Below are 18,477 nucleotides of genomic sequence, written 5' to 3' on the forward strand. Positions count from 1 at the left end.
GCGGGTAGCGTCCGGGGGAGGCGTGCCCATCCGCAGCGTGAGGAGCGTCATGGCATCGGCCCCCGCCCTGGACCTGAAGGACCTCGGCCCCGACTTCGTCCGCGACCCCTACCCCGTTTACGCCGCGCTGCGCGCCCGGGGGCCCGTGCACCACGTGCGGACCCCGGACGGGCAGGAGCTGTGGCTCGTCGTCGGGCACGAGGCCTGCCGCGCGGCGCTCACCGACCCGCGGCTCACCCGCGACCTGCGCAAGGTCGACCCCACGCTGCACCCCCACGGGAAGGACGGCGCCGACAGCCCCGCACTCACCCACATGCTGCTGCGCGACGCCCCCGACCACACCAGGCTGCGGCGGCTCGTCGCCCGCGAGTTCAGCCCCCGCCGGATCGCCGCGCTCGCCCCGCACATCCAGCGGATCACCGATGAACTCCTCGACGCGATGCTCGCCGACGGCACGGGCCGTGCAGACCTCGTCGCCGCCCTCGCGTACCCGCTGCCCATGACCGTCATCAGCGAACTCCTCGGCGTCCCCGCGGCCGACCGGGACGCCTTCCGCGCCTGGTCCAACGAGATCGTCGCCCCCACCGACCAGGAACTGCTGGGCGCCGCCTACCGCAACGTGGTCGACTACTTGCGCGGGCTCACCGCCGCCAAACGCGAACATCCCGGGGACGACCTGCTCAGCGCGCTGGTCCACACCGTCGACGAAGGCGGCGACCGGCTCTCCGGCGACGAGCTGATCGGCATGGCCGTGCTGCTGCTCATCGCCGGCCACGAGACCACCGTCAACCTCATCGGCAACGGTGTGCGCGCCCTCTTCGCCCACCCCGACCAGCTGGAGCTGCTGCGCGCCGACCCCGACGGGCTGCTCGACGGCGCGATCGAGGAGATGCTGCGCTACGACGGCCCCGTCGAGACCGCCCTGCCCCGCTGGACGACCGAGCCCGTGCCCATCGGCGACACCGTCGTCCCGGCCGGCGTCTCCGTCCTCGTCGCGCTCGCCGACGCCGACCGCGACTCCGGTCGCTTCACCGAACCCGACCGCTTCGACATCCGCCGGGACGCCCGCGGCCACATCGGATTCGGCCACGGACTCCACTACTGCCTCGGCGCCCCGCTCGCCCGCCTCGAAGGCCGCATCGCGATCCGGTCCCTCCTCGACCGCTGCCCCGGCCTCGCCCCCGGTGCCGACGAGGCCGGGCTGCCGTGGGTGGGCGGCCTCCTGATCCGGGGCGTACGCACCCTGCCCGTGCGCTGGTGAGCCGGAACCCCAAAAAGGAGCCTCAGAGCCCCAACTGCTTCGCGCCGTGGAGGAGTTCGATCGCCTCCTTGTCGCCGTCCTGCTCCACACGCGCGTGATCCAGCCGGCCGAACGCGAACATCGTCAGCTCACCCGGCTCCCCGGTGACCGTCACCACCGGAGTGCCCCGGTGCGCCACCGCCGTACGGCCGTCAGGGCGCCGCAGCACCAGGCCCGTCGGCGACTTCCGGCCGAGCACGCGGGCCATCCGCTCCAGGCGCGTCCACAGCGCGTCCGCGAACACCGGGTCGAGCTCGCGCGGGCTCCAGTCCTCCTGCGCCCGGCGCACGTCCTCGGCGTGCACATAGAACTCCACCGCGTTCGCCGCCTCGTCGAGCTGCTTCAGGGCGAACGGCGAGAACCGCGGCGGGCCCGTACGGATCAGCTGGATCAGTTCCTCGTACGGCTTCTCCAGGAACTCCGCCTGCACCCGCTCCAGGCGGGGGGCGAGGGCCTTGACGAGCGTGCCGCCCGCGGCGTCCGGGCGCCGCTCGCGCACCACCACATGGGCGGCCAGGTCCCGAGTGGTCCAGCCCTCGCACAGGGTGGGGGCCTCGGGGCCCGCCGCCTCCAACAGGTCCGCCAGGAGCAGCCGTTCACGCTTGGCATGGGTCGACATGCTGCAAGGCTAAGCCCGCGCCCCGGACCGCGCCCACCCGTTTCCACAGGACCCGGCATTCGTATGACCGCAGCGCTCACCCTGTGGACAACCGCGCCGCGCCCTCCGCGTCACCCGGCACAATGGGCCCATGAGCAGCAACCTCGACCCCGCCATCGCCGCCCGCCTCAAGCGCAGCGCCGACGGTCTCGTGCCCGCCATCGCCCAGCAGTACGACACCGGCGAAGTGCTGATGCTCGGTTGGATGGACGACGAGGCGCTGCATCGCACGCTCACCACCGGCCGCTGCACGTACTGGTCCCGCAGCCGTGGGGAGTACTGGGTGAAGGGCGACACCTCAGGGCACTTCCAGCACGTCAAGTCCGTCGCCCTGGACTGCGACGCCGACACGGTGCTCGTCCGGGTCGACCAGGTCGGCGCCGCCTGCCACACCGGCGCCCGCACCTGCTTCGACGCCGATGTGCTCCCCGTCAGCACGCCGGCGGAGCCGGTCAGCACGCCGGTGGAACAGCCGGGCACGCCGGTGGAACAGCCCGGCACCGCGGGTCAGTAGGGTCGGCCGACATGGATCGCATGGATCTCGACACCTTCCGCAAGCTCGCCGCCGACCGCCGCGTCATCCCCGTCAGCCGCAAACTCCTGGCCGACGGCGACACTCCGGTCGGCCTGTACCGCAAGCTCGCCGCCGAGCGCCCCGGCACCTTCCTGCTCGAATCCGCGGAGAACGGCAGATCCTGGTCCCGGTACTCCTTCGTCGGCGTCCGCAGCTCCGCCACCCTGACCGAGCGCGACGGCCAGGCGCACTGGTTGGGCGGCGTCCCCGTCGGCGTACCCACCGAGGGCGACCCGCTGAAGGCCCTGCGCGCCACCGTCGAGGCCCTGCACACCCCGCGCGACCTGCACGACGACGGCATGCCCCCGTTCACCGGCGGCATGGTCGGCTACCTCGGGTACGACATCGTGCGCCGCCTGGAGAAGATCGGCTCCGGCGAGCGGGACGACAGCAACCCGACGAGCGTGCCCGAGCTGACCATGCTCCTCACCAGCGACCTCGCCGTACTGGACCACTGGGACGGCTCGGTCCTGCTGATCGCCAACGCCGTCAACCACAACGACCTGGACACCGGCGTCGACGAGGCCTACGCGGACGCGGTCGCCCGCCTCGACGCCATGGAGGCAGACCTCGCCCGGCCGGTCGCGCAGCACCCCTCCGCGCTGCCGGACGCCGCGCTGCCCGAGTTCACCGCGCTGTGGGGCGGCGCCGAGTACCAGGACACGGTCGAGGACATCAAGGAGCGCATCAGGGCAGGCGAGGCCTTCCAGGTCGTGCCCTCGCAGCGCTTCGAAACCCCCTGTACGGCAAGCGCGTTGGACGTGTACCGCGTGCTGCGCGCCACCAACCCCTCGCCGTACATGTACCTCTTCCGCTTCGACGGCTTCGACGTGGTCGGCTCCAGTCCCGAAGCCCTCGTCAAGGTCGAGGACGGCCGGGCGATGCTGCACCCCATCGCCGGCACCCGGCCGCGCGGCGCCACCCCGCAGCAGGACCAGGCGCTCGCCGACGAACTCCTCGCCGACCCCAAGGAGCGCGCCGAGCACCTGATGCTGGTCGACCTGGGCCGCAACGACCTTGGGCGGGTCTGCACCCCCGGCTCCGTCGAGGTGGTCGACTTCATGTCGATCGAGAAGTACTCGCACGTGATGCACATCGTGTCGACGGTCACCGGCCAGGTCGCCGACGGCCGCACCGCGTTCGACGTCCTCACCGCCTGCTTCCCCGCGGGCACCCTCTCCGGCGCCCCCAAGCCGCGCGCGATGCAGATCATCGACGAGGTGGAGCCCTCCCGCCGCGGCCTCTACGGCGGCTGCGTGGGGTACCTCGACTTCGCGGGCGACTCCGACACCGCCATCGCCATCCGCACCGCCCTGCTCCGTGACGGCACGGCGTACGTCCAGGCCGGAGCAGGCGTCGTGGCCGATTCCGACCCGGTCGCCGAGGACACCGAATGCCGCAACAAGGCGGCGGCCGTGCTCCGCGCGGTGCACAGCGCCAACCGGCTCTCGGCAGCCCGCTCCGACAGTCCCTCCGCGCCCAGCGCCAACCGCCTGAATGACCGTCCGGACCGTGAGGGATAGTGGAGGGCGTGACTTCCGCAGCCGTAACCCAGCCCCGCGCAGAATCCCGGCGGACCAAGGCCCCCGCCGCCCGGCGCAGCCTCGCCGCAGCCCTGCTGCTCGGTGCGCTCGGAGCCGCGGTCGCCCTGCTCGCCTCCCGGCAGACCTGGGCCGAGGGTGACGCCGCCACGGCGGGCGGTGCCCTGCACCAGATCGCCAAGGGCAGCGATGTGACGGGCGTGCCCGCCGCGCTCGCCATAGTGGGGCTCGCCGCGCTCGTCGCCGTGTTCGCGGTCCGCCGGACCGGGCGGGTCCTGGTGTCGGCGCTGCTCGCCCTCAGCGGCGCGGGCACGATCGCCGCGGCCCTGCTCGGCGCGCAGGACCCCGCCGCCCTCGACGAGAAGGCGGCCACGGCCAGCGGACAGGCCGGCGCCACCATCGACGCCGTCACGTTCACGCCCTGGCCGTTCGTGGCGGCGGCCGGCGGCCTCCTGCTGCTGCTCGCCGGGGTGCTCGCGCTGCGCTTCGGCGCGAGCTGGCCCGCGATGTCCGGCAAGTACGAGCGGGGCACCGGCCACGGCAAGGCGACCAGGACCGACCCGGACCGCCCCGAGGACCTGTGGAAGGCCCTGGACCGGGGCGAGGACCCCACGAACTAGGGCCCGTCTCCCCGATCTTCGCGGGCCCGCACAGATCGGGGAGACGGGCCCTAGTCGGGCCGCACCCGCCGGGTGAGGTTGCCCACGGTTCAGGGGCTGGACGGAGGCAGCCCGGCCGCGGTCCATACAATGGGTCTGAGCTTTCGACTTTCAGCACACGAGGAGCAACTCATGGCGGGCAGCAGCCACGGACACACCCCGGCCGCCTGGACCGGCGTCATCATCGCGTTCATCGGCTTCTGCATCAGCGGTGCCTTCATGGTCATGAACCAGCCGCTGGGATTCTGGGGCGGCATGGTCGTCGTCGTCCTCGGTGGCGTGGTCGGTATGGCGATGCGCGCCGCGGGCCTGGGCCAGCCGAAGGCCGCGCACCACGTGGTCGTCCGCGCCGAGGGCTGAGCCACGCCGAGAGCTGAGCCGTAAGCACCCCGTGCCTGCGTGAGCTGAGCCGCACACACCGTGCCGACGCGAAGGGGGCGGAACCGGGAGCACCGGTTCCGCCCCCTTCCGTCTGCGGACCCGTCCGTCCACAGACAGCCATGCGGCGCCCCTCCACCCTGCCGCCGCCCCGCCCGCCCGAGCCCAGGCCGAAGGCCCCGAACAGCCAGGCCACACGTCCCGTCCCGGGAGCGGCCGTCCCCGGGCGCCGCACCGGGCGGCAAGGCAGAATGCGGGGGGTGACCGCCGAACGCACCGCCACCCCGCACACCCCCGCACCCGCCCCTGCGCACACGCCCGCACCCGCACCCGCCCACCCCTCCGCGCCCGCGTCCGTACCCGCGTCCGTACCCCCGCCCGCGCCCACGGCGGACATGCGTCCGGGTGCCGTCGCCAAGCGGCTGCTCGTGCCGGTCGCCGTGCTCGGCTCGGTCGCCGCGGCCTTCGCGTACGTCGGGTCCGTCGATCCCAACGAGCCCGGTCACTACCCGGCCTGCCCGCTGCTCGCGCTCACCGGGATCCTCTGCCCCGGCTGCGGCGGGCTGCGCAGCGCGCACGCGTTCATCACCGGCGACTTCCTCACCGCGCTCGGCGCCAACGCGGCCGCCGTCGTGGGCTTCGTGGTCTTCGCCGTCGGCTGGGTCGCGTGGACCGTCGCGTCGGCCCGCGGGCGCGCCTGGCGGCCGATTCCGAGCAACGCGCAGCTGTGGACGATCGGCGCGGTCCTCGCGGTTTTCAGCGTCGTACGCAACCTGCCCTTCGGCGCCTGGCTCGCGCCGTGACCGCCGTGACCGCCGTGACCGCCGTGACCGCCGTGACCGTTGCGAGCGCCGTGAACGCAGCAGTACAGGACGGGGTACGGGACGGGGTACGGGACGGGGCACGGGACGGGGCCCACTCCCCGGTGAACGTCCAGGTAGTGGGACCGCCGTCCACCGGATGCGGAGCCTCGGCCGGTGTCCGGATACCATCGCAGTGCCTACCGGAATGCGCCCATGGCGCTGCGACCACGGTGGGACAGTTCCCCACCGGATCCGCGGGATCCGGTGCAGCCAGCTTGCTCAGCCGTCAGGGAAGGGGGCCGCTCGCGTGAGTGTGCTCGACGAGATCATCGAAGGCGTGCGTGAGGACCTCGCCGAGCGGCAGGCGCGCGTCAGCCTCGACGAGCTCAAGGAGCGGGCCGCGAAGGCTCCCCAGGCCAAGGACGGAGTGGCCGCCCTGCGCGGCGACAGCGTCAAGGTGATCTGCGAGGTCAAGCGCTCCAGCCCGTCCAAGGGCGCGCTCGCCGCGATCGCCGACCCGGCCGGCCTCGCCGCCGACTACGAGGCGGGCGGCGCCGCCGTCATCTCCGTCCTCACCGAGCAGCGGCGCTTCGGAGGTTCGCTCGCCGACCTGGAGGCCGTCCGCGCCAAGGTCGACATCCCCATCCTGCGCAAGGACTTCATCGTCTCGGCGTACCAGCTGTGGGAGGCCCGGGCGTACGGCGCGGACCTCGTGCTGCTGATCGTCGCCGCCCTCGACCAGGAGGCCCTCGTCTCCCTCATCGAGCGCGCCGAGTCCATCGGGCTCACGCCGCTCGTCGAGGTGCACGACGAGGAGGAGGTCGAGCGGGCGGTGGACGCGGGCGCGAAGATCATCGGCGTGAACGCGCGCGACCTGAAGACCCTGAAGGTCGAACGCTCGACCTTCACCCGCGTCGCCCCGGAGATCCCGCCGCACATCGTGCGCATCGCCGAGTCCGGTGTGCGCGGCCCGCACGACCTGATCGCGTACGCCAACGACGGCGCGGACGCGGTCCTCGTGGGCGAGTCCCTCGTAACGGGCAAGGACCCCAAGGCCGCCGTGGTGGACCTCGTGGCCGCGGGCGCGCACCCCGCGCTGCGGCACGGACGGAGCTGAGCCCCCTCCCATGCCCATCGCCGCCCGCCTCGCACCCGGTTGCCGCCCCCGCGGCTGCCAGGCGCCCGCGCGGCGGGTGCACGGGCGCCGGGTGCGGTACGTGATCGGCTCCGAGCCCGGTCAGGTCAACGGGATGCGATGGCGCGGGGCGACGGGGTTTCTTCCCCAGCCCCGCCCCTTCCCGTAACCGGGGGCCCCGGACTCCCGGACCCCCTTGATCGCCTGAACGGCTCGTCCTCAAGTTCCCCCAGCTACCGCTGGGAGGTGCCCCCAGGACGGGCTGATCTTGCGTACCCACTAGGAGCATGTCCAGCATGTCCAGCATGTCCAGCCAGTTCTTCATTCCCGACCCGGACGGCCAGGTCCCCACGCCCCAGGGCTACTTCGGCGCCTTCGGCGGGAAGTTCATTCCGGAGGCGCTCGTCGCCGCCGTCGACGAGGTCGCCGTCGAGTACGACAAGGCCAAGAACGACCCCGAGTTCGCGCGTGAGCTCGACGATCTGCTCGTGCACTACACCGGGCGGCCCAGCTCGCTCACCGAAGTGCCGCGGTTCGCCGAACACGCCGGTGGCGCACGGGTGTTCCTCAAGCGCGAGGACCTGAACCACACCGGCTCGCACAAGATCAACAACGTGCTCGGCCAGGCCCTGCTCACCAAGCGCATGGGCAAGACCCGCGTCATCGCCGAGACCGGCGCAGGCCAGCACGGCGTCGCCACGGCCACCGCCTGCGCCCTCTTCGGCCTCGACTGCACCATCTACATGGGCGAGATCGACACCCAGCGCCAGGCCCTCAACGTGGCCCGGATGCGGATGCTCGGCGCCGAGGTCATCGCCGTGAAGTCCGGCAGCCGCACCCTCAAGGACGCCATCAACGAGGCGTTCCGCGACTGGGTCGCCAACGTCGACCGCACGCACTACCTCTTCGGCACGGTCGCGGGCCCGCACCCCTTCCCGGCGATGGTCCGCGACTTCCACCGCGTCATCGGTGTCGAGGCCCGCCGACAGATCCTGGAGCAGGCGGGCCGCCTGCCCGACGCGGCCGTCGCCTGCGTCGGCGGCGGCTCCAACGCCATCGGCCTGTTCCACGCCTTCATCCCGGACGCGGACGTACGCCTGATCGGCTGCGAGCCCGCCGGGCACGGCGTCGAGACCGGCGAGCACGCGGCCACCCTGACCGCGGGCGAGCCGGGCATCCTGCACGGCTCGCGGTCGTACGTCCTGCAGGACGAGGAGGGCCAGATCACCGAGCCGTACTCGATCTCGGCCGGGCTCGACTACCCGGGCATCGGCCCGGAGCACGCGTACCTCAAGGACAGCGGACGCGGCGAGTACCGCGCCGTGACCGACGACGCCGCGATGCAGGCGCTGCGGCTTCTCTCCCGTACGGAGGGCATCATTCCGGCGATCGAGAGCGCGCATGCCCTGGCCGGCGCGATCGAGGTCGGCAAGGAGCTCGGCAAGGACGGCCTGATCGTCGTCAATCTGTCCGGGCGCGGCGACAAGGACATGGACACGGCCGCGCGCTACTTCGGCCTGTACGACGAGGGCACCGACGCCGAGGTCGCGGCCGACGCCGCCGACACCGCCGAGATCGAGGGGGACGCCAAGTGAGCGGGAACGTAGGGCTGCTGAGCGAGACCCTCGCCGGGGCCAAGGCCGAGGGCCGGGCCGCGCTCGTCGCGTACCTGCCGGCCGGGTTCCCGACCGTCGACGGCGGCATCGCGGCCGCCAAGGCGGTCCTGGAGTCCGGCGCCGACGTCGTGGAGGTCGGACTTCCGCACAGCGACCCGGTGCTCGACGGCCCGGTCATCCAGACCGCCGACGACATCGCGCTGCGCGGCGGCGTCAAGATCAAGGACGTCATCCGCACGGTCCGCGAGGCGCACGCCGCGACCGGCAGGCCGATCCTCGTCATGACGTACTGGAACCCCATCGACCGCTACGGCGTCGAGCGGTTCACCGCCGAGCTCGCCGAGGCGGGCGGCGCCGGGTGCATCCTGCCCGACCTGCCCGTCGAGGAGTCCGGCCTGTGGCGGGAGCACGCGGAGAAGCACGGTCTCGGCACCGTCTTCGTCGTCGCGCCCAGCAGCAAGGACGCCCGCCTCGCCACCATCACGGCGGCCGGTTCGGGCTTCGTGTACGCGGCCTCGCTCATGGGCGTCACCGGTACCCGTGAGTCCGTCGGCTCGCAGGCCGCCGACCTGGTGCGGCGCACCCGCGCCACCACCGACCTGCCGGTCTGCGTCGGCCTCGGCGTCTCCAACGCCCGGCAGGCCGCCGAGGTCGCGGGCTTCGCGGACGGCGTGATCGTCGGCTCGGCCTTCGTGAAGGCCATGCTCGACGCCCCCGACGAGGCCGCAGGACTCGACGCGGTACGGGCACTCGCCGCCGACCTCGCGGAAGGCGTGCGCGGCCGCGCGTAACGGCGTACGGCCGCACGCGGTAGGCGCACAAGGCGGTACGGAACAGCCTGGCGGGCTCATCGCTCGTACGGGTGGACCTGGGACCGGGGAGGCATGCTCATGCCTCCCCGGTTCGTTTGCGGGGTGTGAGCGAGAAGAACCGTGAGGGAAAGCGCACCGCCCGCGAACGGCTGGCGATCGAGCGCGAGAAGCAGAAGGCGCGGGAGCGCCGCCGCCGCACGATGATCGTGGCCGCCGCCGTGGTCGGAGTGCTCGGCCTGGCCGCCGTCGTCGGGGTGATCGCCGCCAACGCGGGCAAGGACGAGGAGGAGACCGCGGGCCCGGTCGTGGCGCCGAAGGGGGCGATGGGCAAGGACGGGCTGGCCATCCCGGTCGGCCAGGAGAGCGCCAAGTCGACCCTCACGATCTGGGAGGACTTCCGCTGCCCGGCCTGCGCCAACTTCGAGAACATGTACCGCGCTACGATCCACGAACTCGTCGACAAGGGCCAGCTCAAGGTCGAGTACCACCTCGCCACGATCATCGACGGCAACATGGGCGGCACCGGCTCCGTGCGCGCCGCCAACGCCGCGGCCTGTGCCCAGGACGCCGGGAAGTTCACCCCGTACCACGACGTGCTGTTCCAGAACCAGCCGCAGGAAACCGACGACGCCTTCGCGGAGAACAGCAAGCTCCTCGAACTCGCCGGGAAGGTCGAGGGCCTGAAAACCCCGGCGTTCGAGGCGTGTGTGAACGACGGCAAGCACGACAGCTGGGTGGCCCGCTCCAACGAGGCGTTCCAGAAGGGCGGCTTCCGGGGCACACCGACCGTGCTGCTCGACGGCAAGGACATCTTCGGCGACCAGAAGAACCCGCTGACGCCCGCCAAGCTCAAGCAACTGGTCGAGGCCGCCAACAAGTAGCGGCGCGCGGGCCGGGGCCCGTTACGGAGCCGTTAGGGCCTGTCCGGCGGATCTTCGCGGGCCCACGACGCCTGGCACGCACTCTCGCCGCACGCCCGAATCACCCAAGTACGTCCAGTACGAGGGCGATCCGGGCGCACTCCCCCAGCCTTCGGCCGGGGGGACCCCCAGAGCACGCACCAGACGCCGCGGCCTGTTCCGCGAAGATCCGCCGGACAGGCCCTAGGCCGGGCGGATTGCCGTGCATGCCGCCCGGCACGGTAGCGTCGACCCCGCCATGGAATTCCTTGCCTTCATTCCCAGCCCGGCCAAGGGTGAGATCGACCCCTTCGGCATCCCCCTGCGCGGCTACGCGTTCTGCATCATCATCGGCGTCTTCGTGGCCGTCTGGCTCGGCGGCCGCCGGTGGATCGCCCGCGGCGGCCGTGCCGGGACGGTGGCGGACATCGCCGTGTGGGCGGTGCCCTTCGGCCTCGTCGGCGGGCGGCTCTACCACGTCATCACCGACTACAAGCTGTACTTCGGCGAGGGCCGCAACCCCGTCGACGCCCTCAAGATCTGGGAGGGCGGCCTCGGCATCTGGGGCGCCATCGTGCTCGGTGCGCTGGGCGCGTGGATCGGCTGCCGCCGCCGCGGCATCCCGCTCCCCGCGTACGCGGACGCCGTCGCGCCCGGCATCGCCTTCGCCCAGGCCATCGGCCGCTGGGGCAACTGGTTCAACCAGGAGCTGTACGGCCGTGCGACGGACCTGCCGTGGGCTCTGGAGATCACCCGTGTAGACGGCGGCCGGGTGCCGGGCACGTACCACCCGACGTTCCTGTACGAGTCGCTGTGGTGCATCGGCGTCGCGGTCCTGGTCATCTGGGCCGACCGGCGCTTCAGGCTGGGCCACGGGCGGGCGTTCGCCCTGTACGTCGCCGCGTACTGCACGGGGCGCGGCTGGATCGAGTACATGCGTGTGGACAACGTGCAGATGGACGACGTGTTCGGGCTGCGGTTGAACGTCTGGACGTCGATCTTCGTCTTCCTGCTGGCGGTGGCGTACATCGTGGTGTCGGCTCGGCTGCGGCCGGGGCGGGAGGAGGTCGTGGAGCCGGGGGATCCTGAGGACGAGCCGTCGTCCTCGGACGCGGGTTCCTCCTCGGGCAAGGGTTCCGAGGAGTCCGACGGCTCTGACGAGTCCGACGGCTCTGACGAGTCCGACGGCTCTGACGAGACCAAGCCCGCAAAGAAACTCTGACGGCCCTTCCCCAGTCCCGCCCCGTCCAGTCCCGCCCCGTCCAGTCACGCCCCGTCCAGTCACGCCCCGTCCCGCCCCGTCCCGGACACCTACGTGCGGGCGGCGCGGTCCCGCAGCGCCAGGACACGGTGGGCCGCGGCCACCACCGCTGCGTCCACGAACCGGCCGTCGGGGAGGGCCAACGCACCGGTCCCCGCCGCCTCCACCGCCTTGACGATCTCCTCCGCCGCCGCAAGCTCCGCCGGATCCGGCAGGTAGGCCCGCTCGATCACCGGCAGCTGGCGCGGGTGGATCGCCGCCCGCCCGAGGAAGCCGAGGGCTCGCCCGTGGGCGCAGGACGCGGCGAGGCCGTCCAGGTCCAGGATGTCGGGGTGGACCGACTGGGCCGGGGGAGCGAGGCCCGCCGCGCGGCTCGCGCAGACCACGCGGGAGCGGACCCAGTCCAGGCCGGAGTCGCTCGTCCCCAGGTCGGCCCGGAGGTCCGCCTCACCCAGGGCGAGGCCGCGCAGGGCGGGATGCGCGGTGGCGAGGGTGTACGCGCGCTCGATGGCGAGGGCCGATTCGAGCAGGGCGAACAGCGGCAGGGAGTCCGTGAGTTCGGCGACCCGGACCAGCTGGCCGGGGTCCGTGACCTTCGGCAGCCGCAGGCCCGAGAGGCCCGGCAGCCCGGTGAGGTCGAGCAGATCGGCCCCGGCGTACGGCCCGCCAAGGGCGTTGACGCGGACGTGCACCGGCACCGGATGGCGGCCGCTGAGCAGCTCGGCGGTGGCGGCACGGGCGTACTCCTTGCGGTCGGACGCCACCGCGTCCTCCAGGTCCACCACGACCGCGTCCGCACCCGACGCGAGCGCCTTGGCGACCGTGGCGGGGCGGTCCCCCGGGACGTACAGCCAGGTCAGGATCGGTGCGGCAGTCATACGGCACCCGTCTTCCGCAGCTCGGCGATCTCCTCGTCGCCCAGGCCGAGTTCGGCCAGGACCGCCTCCGTGTCGGCTCCGTGCGGGCGGCCCGCCCAGCGGATCGCGCCCGGCGTGGAGGAGAGGCGGAAGAGGACGTTCTGCATCCGGATCGCTCCGAGTTCCGGGTCGTCGACGGTCGTGACCGAGTCGAGCGCCGCGTACTGCGGATCGGCGAGCACGTCCCGTACGTCGTGGATCGGGGCGAGGGCCGCCTCGGCCTTCTCGAAGGCGGCGATCACCTCGTCGCGGGTGTGCCGGGCGATCCAGTCGCCGACGGCCTCGTCCAGGACGTCGGCGTGCGCGGCGCGGTCCGTGCCGGTGGCGAACCAGGGCTCGTCGATCAGGTCGGCCCGGCCGACCAGGTGCAGGACGCGCTCCGCGATGGACTGCGCGGAGGTGGAGACGGCCACCCAGCGGCTGTCGGCGGTGCGGTAGGTGTTGCGGGGCGCGTTGTTGGTGGAGCGGTTGCCGGTGCGCGGCTGGACGAAGCCGAGCTGGTCGTACCAGAGCGGCTGCGGGCCGAGGACCGTGAGGATCGGCTCGATGATCGCCATGTCGACGACCTGGCCCCGGCCGGTGGCGGTGCGCGCGGCCAGCGCGGTCATGATCGCGTACGCGGTGGCCAGACCGGCGATGGAGTCGGCGAGGCCGAACGGGGGGAGGGTCGGCGGGGAGTCCGGCTCACCCGTGATCGCCGCGAAGCCGCTCATGGCCTCGGCGAGGGTGCCGAAGCCGGGGCGGTGCGAGTACGGGCCGAACTGGCCGAAGCCGGTGACCCGGGCCAGCACCAACCGCTCGTTGGCGGCGCTGAGCTCGTCCCAGCCGAGGCCCCAGCGCTCCAGGGTGCCGGGGCGGAAGTTCTCGATCACGACGTCCGCGGAGGCGGCGAGGCGAAGCAGTGTGGTGCGGCCGCCTTCGGTGGAGAGGTCGAGGGTGACGGTGCGCTTGTTGCGGCCGAGGAGTTTCCACCAGAGGCCGACGCCGTCCTTGGCGGGGCCGTGACCGCGGGACGGGTCGGGGCGCCGCGGATGTTCCACCTTGATCACTTCGGCGCCGAAGTCGCCGAGCATGGTGGCGGCTAGGGGGCCGGCGAAGAGGGTGGCGAGGTCGAGGACGCGGAGGGGTTTCAGGGGCGGGGTGTGCATGCGGGGTCCTCCAGGTGCGGAGCGAGCTCGTACGTCAGGCGGGCCAGCTCGTCGAAGCCGATGCCGTCGAAGTCGGTGAGAGAGGTGGCGAGGCGGTTCTTCAGCGGGGTCGTCCAGCGCGGGTCGATCGCGTCCGCGGAGCCCGCGAGCAGGCCCGCGACCGCGCCCGCCGTGGCGCCGACCGAGTCCGTGTCCCAGCCGCCCGACACCGCCCGCGTCACCGAGCCGTCGAAGTCCCCGTCGGCGTGGGTGAGCGCGGCGGCGAGCAGCGCGGCGTTGGGCACGACGTGCACCCAGTGGTGCGCGCCGTACGCGGCGTGCAGGGTGTCCACGACCGTGTCGAACGCGGTGTGCGTACGGGCGAGCCGGATGCCGTGCCGCACGGCCCGCGCGAGCCGGGAGCCGGGCGGTACGACGGCGAGCCCGGCGCGCAGCACACCCTGCACCTCGGCGCTGCCGCCCGCGGCCGCGGCGATCGCGGCGGCCGCGAACATCGCGCCGTACACCCCGTTCGCGGTGTGCGTGAGGACCGCGTCCCGGTGGGCCTGTTCGGCGGCGGCGCCGGGGTCGCCGGGGTGGGTGAGGCCGTGCACGTCGGCACGGATGAGGGCGCCGATCCACTCGCGGAACGGGTTGCGGTGGCGTGCGGTGTCCGGGGGCTCGATCCCGTCGAGGAGATTGCGGTACGCGACCCGCTCGGCGGTGAACGTACGGCCGGCCGGCAGCTCGTCCAGCCAGAGCGCGGCCACGTCCCGGGTGCTGAAGCCGGGGCCGTACCGGCGCAGCAACTCCAGGTTGAGGAGCGGGTAGTTGAGGTCGTCGTCCTCCGGCATGCCGTCGATGTTCTCGGCGAGCGAGGTGGCGGCGCTGCGCCGGTTCCACGGGTACGCGGCGGCGAGCGCCGGGGGCAGGCCGCGGGCGGTGAAGTAGCCGGTGAGGGGCCAGTTGCCGGTGGCGCGGGCGAGGGCGCGGATGCCGGTGAGCGGCAGTTTCTCCACCGGCTTGCCGAGCAGACAGCCCACGGCGCGGCCCAGCCAGGCGGCGTGCAGCCGGTCGAGATCGCAGCCGGGGGCGGGGCCGGGGGCGGGCCAGCGCGTACCGCAGAGCGCCTTGATGCCGGGCAGCCCGGTGGGTTCTTCCGCGGCCCGGGCGGGCTCAAGACCGGCCAGTTCGTCGAGGAGCCGGACGGCCAGGCGGCGCAGTCCCGGGGCGGCGGGGGTGGTGGCCGCGCCCGCGCGTACGGGGGCCGGGGCGCCGCCCGCCGTGCGCCAGCGGTCCTCGACGCCCGCGACGGCTCCGGCGTCCCGGCCGTCCTCGGCGGCCTGGCGCAGCTCGTGCCCGAGCAGGTCCTCGGGCTGCACCCAGGTCAGCCGCAGCGCCGTGGCCGTACCCATGAGCGCCGTGTCCGCGCTCATGCCGGGTCGCCCGCGAGCAGCTGGAAGGCGTCCGCGTGTGCCGCCCGGCGCTCCAGGTCGCGGGCGAACACCTCGCGGGCGACGGCCGCCAGGAGTTCCGCGGGCGCGTGCAGGTCGAGCCGGCTGGCCTCGGAGACCTGCTTCGCCCAGTCCTCCGGCGGCCCGGAGCCGAGGGCGCCCGCGATCGCGCCGCCCATCGTGGCGATCGAGTCGCAGTCCCGGCCGTAGTTGACGGAGCCGAGCACCGTACGCCGGTAGTCGCCCGCGCCGACAAGGAGCATGCCGAGCGCGACGGGCAGCTCCTCGATGGCGTGCAGGCGGGAGGGGCGGCGGGCGCCGAGTGAGGGGGAGCGGTAGTCGGGGCCGACCGTGTCGAAGGGGGCTACGGCCTCGCGCAGCGGGCGGAGCGCGGTCTCGAAGTCCTGGTGGCGTACGGCGACTTCGCAGACCGCCTCGATCGCCGCGCGCGTGCCGTCCTTGGCGAGGCGCAGGCAGGCGTCCACGACGGAGGCGGGGCTGGCCTCCGGCGAGCAGGCCGCCGCGACCGCCGCCGCGAAGACTCCGGCCGCCTCCCTGCCGTACGAGGACTGGTGCGCGCCCGCGAGGTCCACGGCCTCGGCGTAGGCGGCGCGCGGGTCGGCCGCGTTGACCAGGCCGACCGGCGCCATGTACATCGCCGCACCGCAGTTGACGATGTTGCCGGCGCCGGCCTCGCGCGGGTCGACATGGCCGTAGTGCAGCCGCGCCACCAGCCACTTCTCGGCGAGGAAGATCCGCTGCAACGGCAGCGCCTCGGTCTCAAGGTCGGGGATCCAGCGGGGCGTGCCCATCAGGTCGGGGACCAGGTGGTCGGCGAGGGCGTACGCGTCGAGGTGGTCGCGGACCGTGGCGTACACGCGGACCAGGGCGTGCGTCATCAAGGTGTCGTCCGTGATGTGCCCGTCGCCCTTGTGGTACGGGGCGATCGGCCGGGCGGTGCGCCAGTCGTCGCCGTGCCAGGGGCCGACGATGCCGCGTACCCGGCCGCCGTGCCGCTCGGTGATCTGCTCGGGCGTCCAGCCCTCGACGGGTCCGCCGAGCGCGTCGCCGACGGCCGCGCCGACGAGGCTCGCGGTGATGCGTTCGTCGAGGGTGGGCCTGCGGGCCTGGGGTGTGGTGTCCGTGGTGTCCGTCATGGGCGGAGTGTCCACCCGGAGCGGTCAGTTGTGGCGGGGGCGCGACAGCAGGTCGGCCAGTTCGGTGCCCAGCTCCACCAGATCGGTCCCGGCGAGCCGGGGCAGCGCACAGCCCGACAGCGTCCGGCAGGCGTCCCGCCAGCTCTTCGGCACGCACTCCGCGCCGCCGAGCGCACCGGTCAGGGCGCCCGCGAGCGCCGGCGCCGAGTCCGCGACCCGCGACAGGCAGGCGGCCGCGGGCACGGCCTCGGCGAGGCTGCCGCGCGCGGCGGTGGCCAGGGCGAGCGCCACCGGCACGGTCTCGGCGGCGGCGATCCCGTAGCTGTAGACGTGGTCCACGATCTGGTGTTCCAGGAGCGGTACGAGCGCGAAGGTGCCGTTCTCCTCGTTGTGCCGCGCGAGATGCACGGCGAGGCGGGCGTTGCGGCCGATCTCGGTCTCGTGCGGGAGCTGGTCGAGGGCGGCGTCGACGGCGGCGTCCACGTCGGGCCGTACGAGCGCCACGGCCACCGCGGCGGCGAGCGCGCGGGCGCCGTGCACGCCGTCGCCGTCCTGCGTGTAGCGGGCGTCGAACTCGGCGAGGGCCGCGGCGGCTTGCGGGTTGCCGGGGTGGACGGCGGCGAGCACGGCGGCGCGTACGCAGGCCGCGTCGTCGAAGAAGTGCGGGTTGTCGTGCCCGGTCGCGGGCGGGCGCAGACCGGTGGCGAGGTTGCCGAGCCCGGCGCGTACGGAGATCCGGGCGCGCAGCGGGATCCGCGCCGACTCGACCTCGGGGGCGCGGTCCGCTGCCGCGGCGATCTGGGCGGCGAGGATCTGCCAGTGGTGGTCGATGGCGGCGCGTACGTCTGCTGTCCCGTCAGCTGCGGCCGCCAGTACGGCGGTTGCGGTGTACGCCGCCCACTCGGCGTCGTCGGAGGGGCCGAGGCGGAGGGGTTCGGGAGGCTGGTTGAGGGCGATGGGGACGGGGAGGGTGGTGGTGGCGTTCTGCTCGGCGAACGTGTCGAGTTCCCGGGTCAGCCGCCGGGTCCACTCCGGCATGCGTGCCGCTCTGTGCCGGGCCGCGGGCCAGCCGGCCGCGTCGCCCGCGGCGAGGCCGAGGAGGAGGCCCTGGAGCCGGGTGCGGGTGGGTGGGGTCGCCCGGGGGCGGTCCGCCCCGGCCTCAACCGTCATGATTCCTCCGGTGTCAGCAAGTCCGCGATGTCCAGGACGTGGTAGCCCGCCATCGACGGGAGGCAGGTGCCGCGGACCGGGCCGATGGCGGTGGCCCAGTCCGGGGGGATCGCGGTGATCGTGCGGGCCGCGCCCGCGAGCGCGCCCGCGAGGGCCGCCGTCGTATCCGCGTCGCGGCCCATGTTGACCGCGCTCAGGACCGCCTCGCGGAAGTCGCCGTGGGCCGCGGCGAACGCGCCGAAGGCGAGGCCGACCGCCTCCGGGGCGAGGTCCGTCCACGGGTAGCCGCCGATCACCACCGCCTTGCGGACCGCGCGTTCGCCGCCCGGCGCGGCCACCACCGCGCGGCGCAGCGAGCGGGACGTCCAGGAGTCCAGGGGGATCACCGAGAGCGCCGCACCGATGACGGCCGCCGGGCCCTCGCCGGCCATCGCGGCCGCGACACCCGCCGCGATCGCCTGCCCGCCGTAGATGCCCTCGCCGTCGTGGCTGACCGTGCCGTCGATGGCGACCAGGCGCGCGGCCTCGGCCGGGTCGCCCGCGGCGAAGACGCCGAAGGGGGCCGCGCGCATCGCGAGGCCGTCGCTCCAGGCGTGCCGGTGCTGGGCGGTGACGGGTGCGGCGAGGCCCCGGCGGAGGTTCTCCAGGGTGCCGCGTTCGCTGAAACCGGCGCCGCGGAACGGGCCCTCGTCGACGTCCGCGATCCACCGGTGCCAGGCCTTCTCCGCGTGCGCCACGGTCAGCGCCGAGCCGTGCCGGGCGAGCAGCAGACCGGAGAAGATCGCGTACTCCGTGTCGTCCGTGCCCGCCGGGTCGTCCGTGACGAAGCCCTCGACCCGGCCCCAACGGCGGCGGATCTCCGAGGGCTTCATGTTCTCCACGGGGGCACCGAGCGCGTCACCGACCGCGAGGCCGAGCAGCGCGCCGCGGGCGCGGGGCCGGAGCTCCGCCGCGTCGCCGGGTGCGGGTACCGGGAAATCGCATGCAATCGACGCCATGGCAGATGCGTTCCACGC

The 18,477-nt window shown here is 73.6% G+C and carries 19 protein-coding genes; 12 read left to right on the forward strand and 7 right to left on the reverse strand.

Translation table 11 applies throughout. The features are described from left to right. The first annotated feature begins 49 nt into the window (after positions 1 to 49). Positions 50 to 1,261, forward strand: coding sequence for a cytochrome P450 family protein (locus QIS99_RS26730; protein ID WP_282516224.1), 1,212 nt, complete (start codon positions 50 to 52; stop codon positions 1,259 to 1,261). A 22-nt stretch (positions 1,262 to 1,283) separates the two neighbouring features. On the opposite strand, the gene QIS99_RS26735 is transcribed toward QIS99_RS26730, so the two are convergent. Continuing rightward, positions 1,284 to 1,919, reverse strand: coding sequence for a TIGR03085 family metal-binding protein (locus QIS99_RS26735; protein WP_282516225.1), 636 nt, complete (start codon positions 1,917 to 1,919; stop codon positions 1,284 to 1,286). A gap of 130 nt (positions 1,920 to 2,049) precedes the next feature. On the opposite strand from QIS99_RS26735, the gene hisI reads away from it, so the two are divergent. The 11 genes from hisI to lgt all read left to right on the forward strand — a co-directional run bounded on the left by hisI (position 2,050) and on the right by lgt (position 11,597). Then, on the forward strand, positions 2,050 to 2,472 hold the full coding sequence (hisI, locus tag QIS99_RS26740; RefSeq protein ID WP_282516226.1) for a phosphoribosyl-AMP cyclohydrolase: 423 nt from the start codon (positions 2,050 to 2,052) through the stop codon (positions 2,470 to 2,472). 20 nt (positions 2,473 to 2,492) lie between these two features. Then, entirely contained in the window at positions 2,493 to 4,055 is a 1,563-nt protein-coding gene (locus tag QIS99_RS26745) for an anthranilate synthase component I (RefSeq protein WP_282516259.1), read from the forward strand. Further along, positions 4,055 to 4,693 carry a TIGR02234 family membrane protein gene (locus tag QIS99_RS26750; RefSeq protein ID WP_282516227.1) on the forward strand — a complete coding sequence of 213 codons (639 nt, stop codon included), beginning with the start codon at positions 4,055 to 4,057 and terminating at the stop codon, positions 4,691 to 4,693. The genes QIS99_RS26745 and QIS99_RS26750 overlap by 1 nt, the downstream gene beginning before the upstream one ends. 171 nt (positions 4,694 to 4,864) lie before the next feature. Beyond that, the gene (locus QIS99_RS26755) at positions 4,865 to 5,092 is read left to right on the forward strand and encodes an HGxxPAAW family protein (protein ID WP_282516228.1); all 228 of its coding nucleotides are present in this window, start codon (positions 4,865 to 4,867) and stop codon (positions 5,090 to 5,092) included. 413 nt (positions 5,093 to 5,505) lie between these two features. Further along, positions 5,506 to 5,913 (forward strand): DUF2752 domain-containing protein, encoded by a 408-nt coding sequence (locus tag QIS99_RS26760; RefSeq protein WP_282516260.1) that lies wholly within the window; start codon positions 5,506 to 5,508, stop codon positions 5,911 to 5,913. A 307-nt stretch (positions 5,914 to 6,220) separates the two neighbouring features. Continuing rightward, positions 6,221 to 7,030, forward strand: a complete 810-nt coding sequence (gene trpC / locus QIS99_RS26765; RefSeq protein ID WP_282516229.1) for an indole-3-glycerol phosphate synthase TrpC — start codon at positions 6,221 to 6,223, stop codon at positions 7,028 to 7,030. A 10-nt stretch (positions 7,031 to 7,040) separates the two neighbouring features. Next, positions 7,041 to 7,217 (forward strand): tryptophan biosynthesis modulator TrpM, encoded by a 177-nt coding sequence (gene trpM, locus QIS99_RS32400; protein ID WP_408909640.1) that lies wholly within the window; start codon positions 7,041 to 7,043, stop codon positions 7,215 to 7,217. Between the two features lie 136 nt (positions 7,218 to 7,353). After that, on the forward strand, positions 7,354 to 8,643 hold the full coding sequence (gene trpB / locus QIS99_RS26770) for a tryptophan synthase subunit beta (protein WP_282516261.1): 1,290 nt from the start codon (positions 7,354 to 7,356) through the stop codon (positions 8,641 to 8,643). After that, a complete protein-coding gene (gene trpA / locus QIS99_RS26775; protein WP_282516230.1) occupies positions 8,640 to 9,455 on the forward strand; it encodes a tryptophan synthase subunit alpha in 816 nt (271 codons plus the stop codon). Before trpB ends, trpA begins: the two co-directional genes overlap by 4 nt. Positions 9,456 to 9,580: 125 nt before the next feature. Continuing rightward, complete coding sequence (locus QIS99_RS26780; RefSeq protein ID WP_282516231.1) at positions 9,581 to 10,357, forward strand: DsbA family protein; 777 nt, start codon at positions 9,581 to 9,583, stop codon at positions 10,355 to 10,357. A gap of 277 nt (positions 10,358 to 10,634) precedes the next feature. Next, positions 10,635 to 11,597, forward strand: coding sequence for a prolipoprotein diacylglyceryl transferase (gene lgt / locus QIS99_RS26785; RefSeq protein ID WP_282516232.1), 963 nt, complete (start codon positions 10,635 to 10,637; stop codon positions 11,595 to 11,597). A gap of 89 nt (positions 11,598 to 11,686) precedes the next feature. Here the strand turns inward: lgt and QIS99_RS26790 are convergent, their stop codons facing one another. Genes QIS99_RS26790 through QIS99_RS26815 form a run of 6 tightly spaced genes read right to left on the reverse strand, consistent with a single transcriptional unit; the run spans position 11,687 to position 18,459 of the window. Next, on the reverse strand, positions 11,687 to 12,514 hold the full coding sequence (locus QIS99_RS26790; RefSeq protein ID WP_282516233.1) for an HpcH/HpaI aldolase/citrate lyase family protein: 828 nt from the start codon (positions 12,512 to 12,514) through the stop codon (positions 11,687 to 11,689). Further along, complete coding sequence (locus QIS99_RS26795; RefSeq protein ID WP_282516234.1) at positions 12,511 to 13,701, reverse strand: CaiB/BaiF CoA transferase family protein; 1,191 nt, start codon at positions 13,699 to 13,701, stop codon at positions 12,511 to 12,513. The genes QIS99_RS26790 and QIS99_RS26795 overlap by 4 nt, the downstream gene beginning before the upstream one ends. After that, positions 13,683 to 15,116: an ADP-ribosylglycohydrolase family protein gene (locus QIS99_RS26800; RefSeq protein WP_282516235.1), complete on the reverse strand. Its 1,434-nt coding sequence runs from the start codon at positions 15,114 to 15,116 to the stop codon at positions 13,683 to 13,685. Before QIS99_RS26800 ends, QIS99_RS26795 begins: the two co-directional genes overlap by 19 nt. Beyond that, positions 15,113 to 16,291 (reverse strand): ADP-ribosylglycohydrolase family protein, encoded by a 1,179-nt coding sequence (locus tag QIS99_RS26805; RefSeq protein WP_282516236.1) that lies wholly within the window; start codon positions 16,289 to 16,291, stop codon positions 15,113 to 15,115. The genes QIS99_RS26800 and QIS99_RS26805 overlap by 4 nt, the downstream gene beginning before the upstream one ends. A gap of 24 nt (positions 16,292 to 16,315) precedes the next feature. Next, on the reverse strand, positions 16,316 to 17,560 hold the full coding sequence (locus tag QIS99_RS26810) for an ADP-ribosylglycohydrolase family protein (protein WP_408909642.1): 1,245 nt from the start codon (positions 17,558 to 17,560) through the stop codon (positions 16,316 to 16,318). After that, a complete protein-coding gene (locus tag QIS99_RS26815; RefSeq protein WP_282516238.1) occupies positions 17,458 to 18,459 on the reverse strand; it encodes an ADP-ribosylglycohydrolase family protein in 1,002 nt (333 codons plus the stop codon). Before QIS99_RS26815 ends, QIS99_RS26810 begins: the two co-directional genes overlap by 103 nt. Positions 18,460 to 18,477: the final 18 nt, after the last annotated feature.

The sequence above is a fragment of the Streptomyces solicavernae genome, from assembly GCF_029968095.1.
GTDB classification, from domain to species: domain Bacteria; phylum Actinomycetota; class Actinomycetes; order Streptomycetales; family Streptomycetaceae; genus Streptomyces; species Streptomyces solicavernae.

Bases quoted from the DNA above. Each gene is read 5' to 3' on its own strand.
- QIS99_RS26815 (WP_282516238.1), bottom strand. From the start codon at position 18,459: ATGGCGTCGATTGCATGCGATTTCCCGGTACCCGCACCCGGCGACGCG.
- trpB (WP_282516261.1), top strand. From the start codon at position 7,354: ATGTCCAGCCAGTTCTTCATTCCCGACCCGGACGGCCAGGTCCCCACG.
- lgt (WP_282516232.1), top strand. From the start codon at position 10,635: ATGGAATTCCTTGCCTTCATTCCCAGCCCGGCCAAGGGTGAGATCGAC.
- QIS99_RS26800 (WP_282516235.1), bottom strand. From the start codon at position 15,116: ATGAGCGCGGACACGGCGCTCATGGGTACGGCCACGGCGCTGCGGCTG.
- QIS99_RS26790 (WP_282516233.1), bottom strand. From the start codon at position 12,514: ATGACTGCCGCACCGATCCTGACCTGGCTGTACGTCCCGGGGGACCGC.
- QIS99_RS26805 (WP_282516236.1), bottom strand. From the start codon at position 16,291: ATGACGGACACCACGGACACCACACCCCAGGCCCGCAGGCCCACCCTC.
- QIS99_RS26745 (WP_282516259.1), top strand. From the start codon at position 2,493: ATGGATCTCGACACCTTCCGCAAGCTCGCCGCCGACCGCCGCGTCATC.
- hisI (WP_282516226.1), top strand. From the start codon at position 2,050: ATGAGCAGCAACCTCGACCCCGCCATCGCCGCCCGCCTCAAGCGCAGC.
- QIS99_RS26730 (WP_282516224.1), top strand. From the start codon at position 50: ATGGCATCGGCCCCCGCCCTGGACCTGAAGGACCTCGGCCCCGACTTC.
- QIS99_RS26735 (WP_282516225.1), bottom strand. From the start codon at position 1,919: ATGTCGACCCATGCCAAGCGTGAACGGCTGCTCCTGGCGGACCTGTTG.
- QIS99_RS26760 (WP_282516260.1), top strand. From the start codon at position 5,506: ATGCGTCCGGGTGCCGTCGCCAAGCGGCTGCTCGTGCCGGTCGCCGTG.
- QIS99_RS26795 (WP_282516234.1), bottom strand. From the start codon at position 13,701: ATGCACACCCCGCCCCTGAAACCCCTCCGCGTCCTCGACCTCGCCACC.
- QIS99_RS26755 (WP_282516228.1), top strand. From the start codon at position 4,865: ATGGCGGGCAGCAGCCACGGACACACCCCGGCCGCCTGGACCGGCGTC.
- trpM (WP_408909640.1), top strand. From the start codon at position 7,041: ATGCCCATCGCCGCCCGCCTCGCACCCGGTTGCCGCCCCCGCGGCTGC.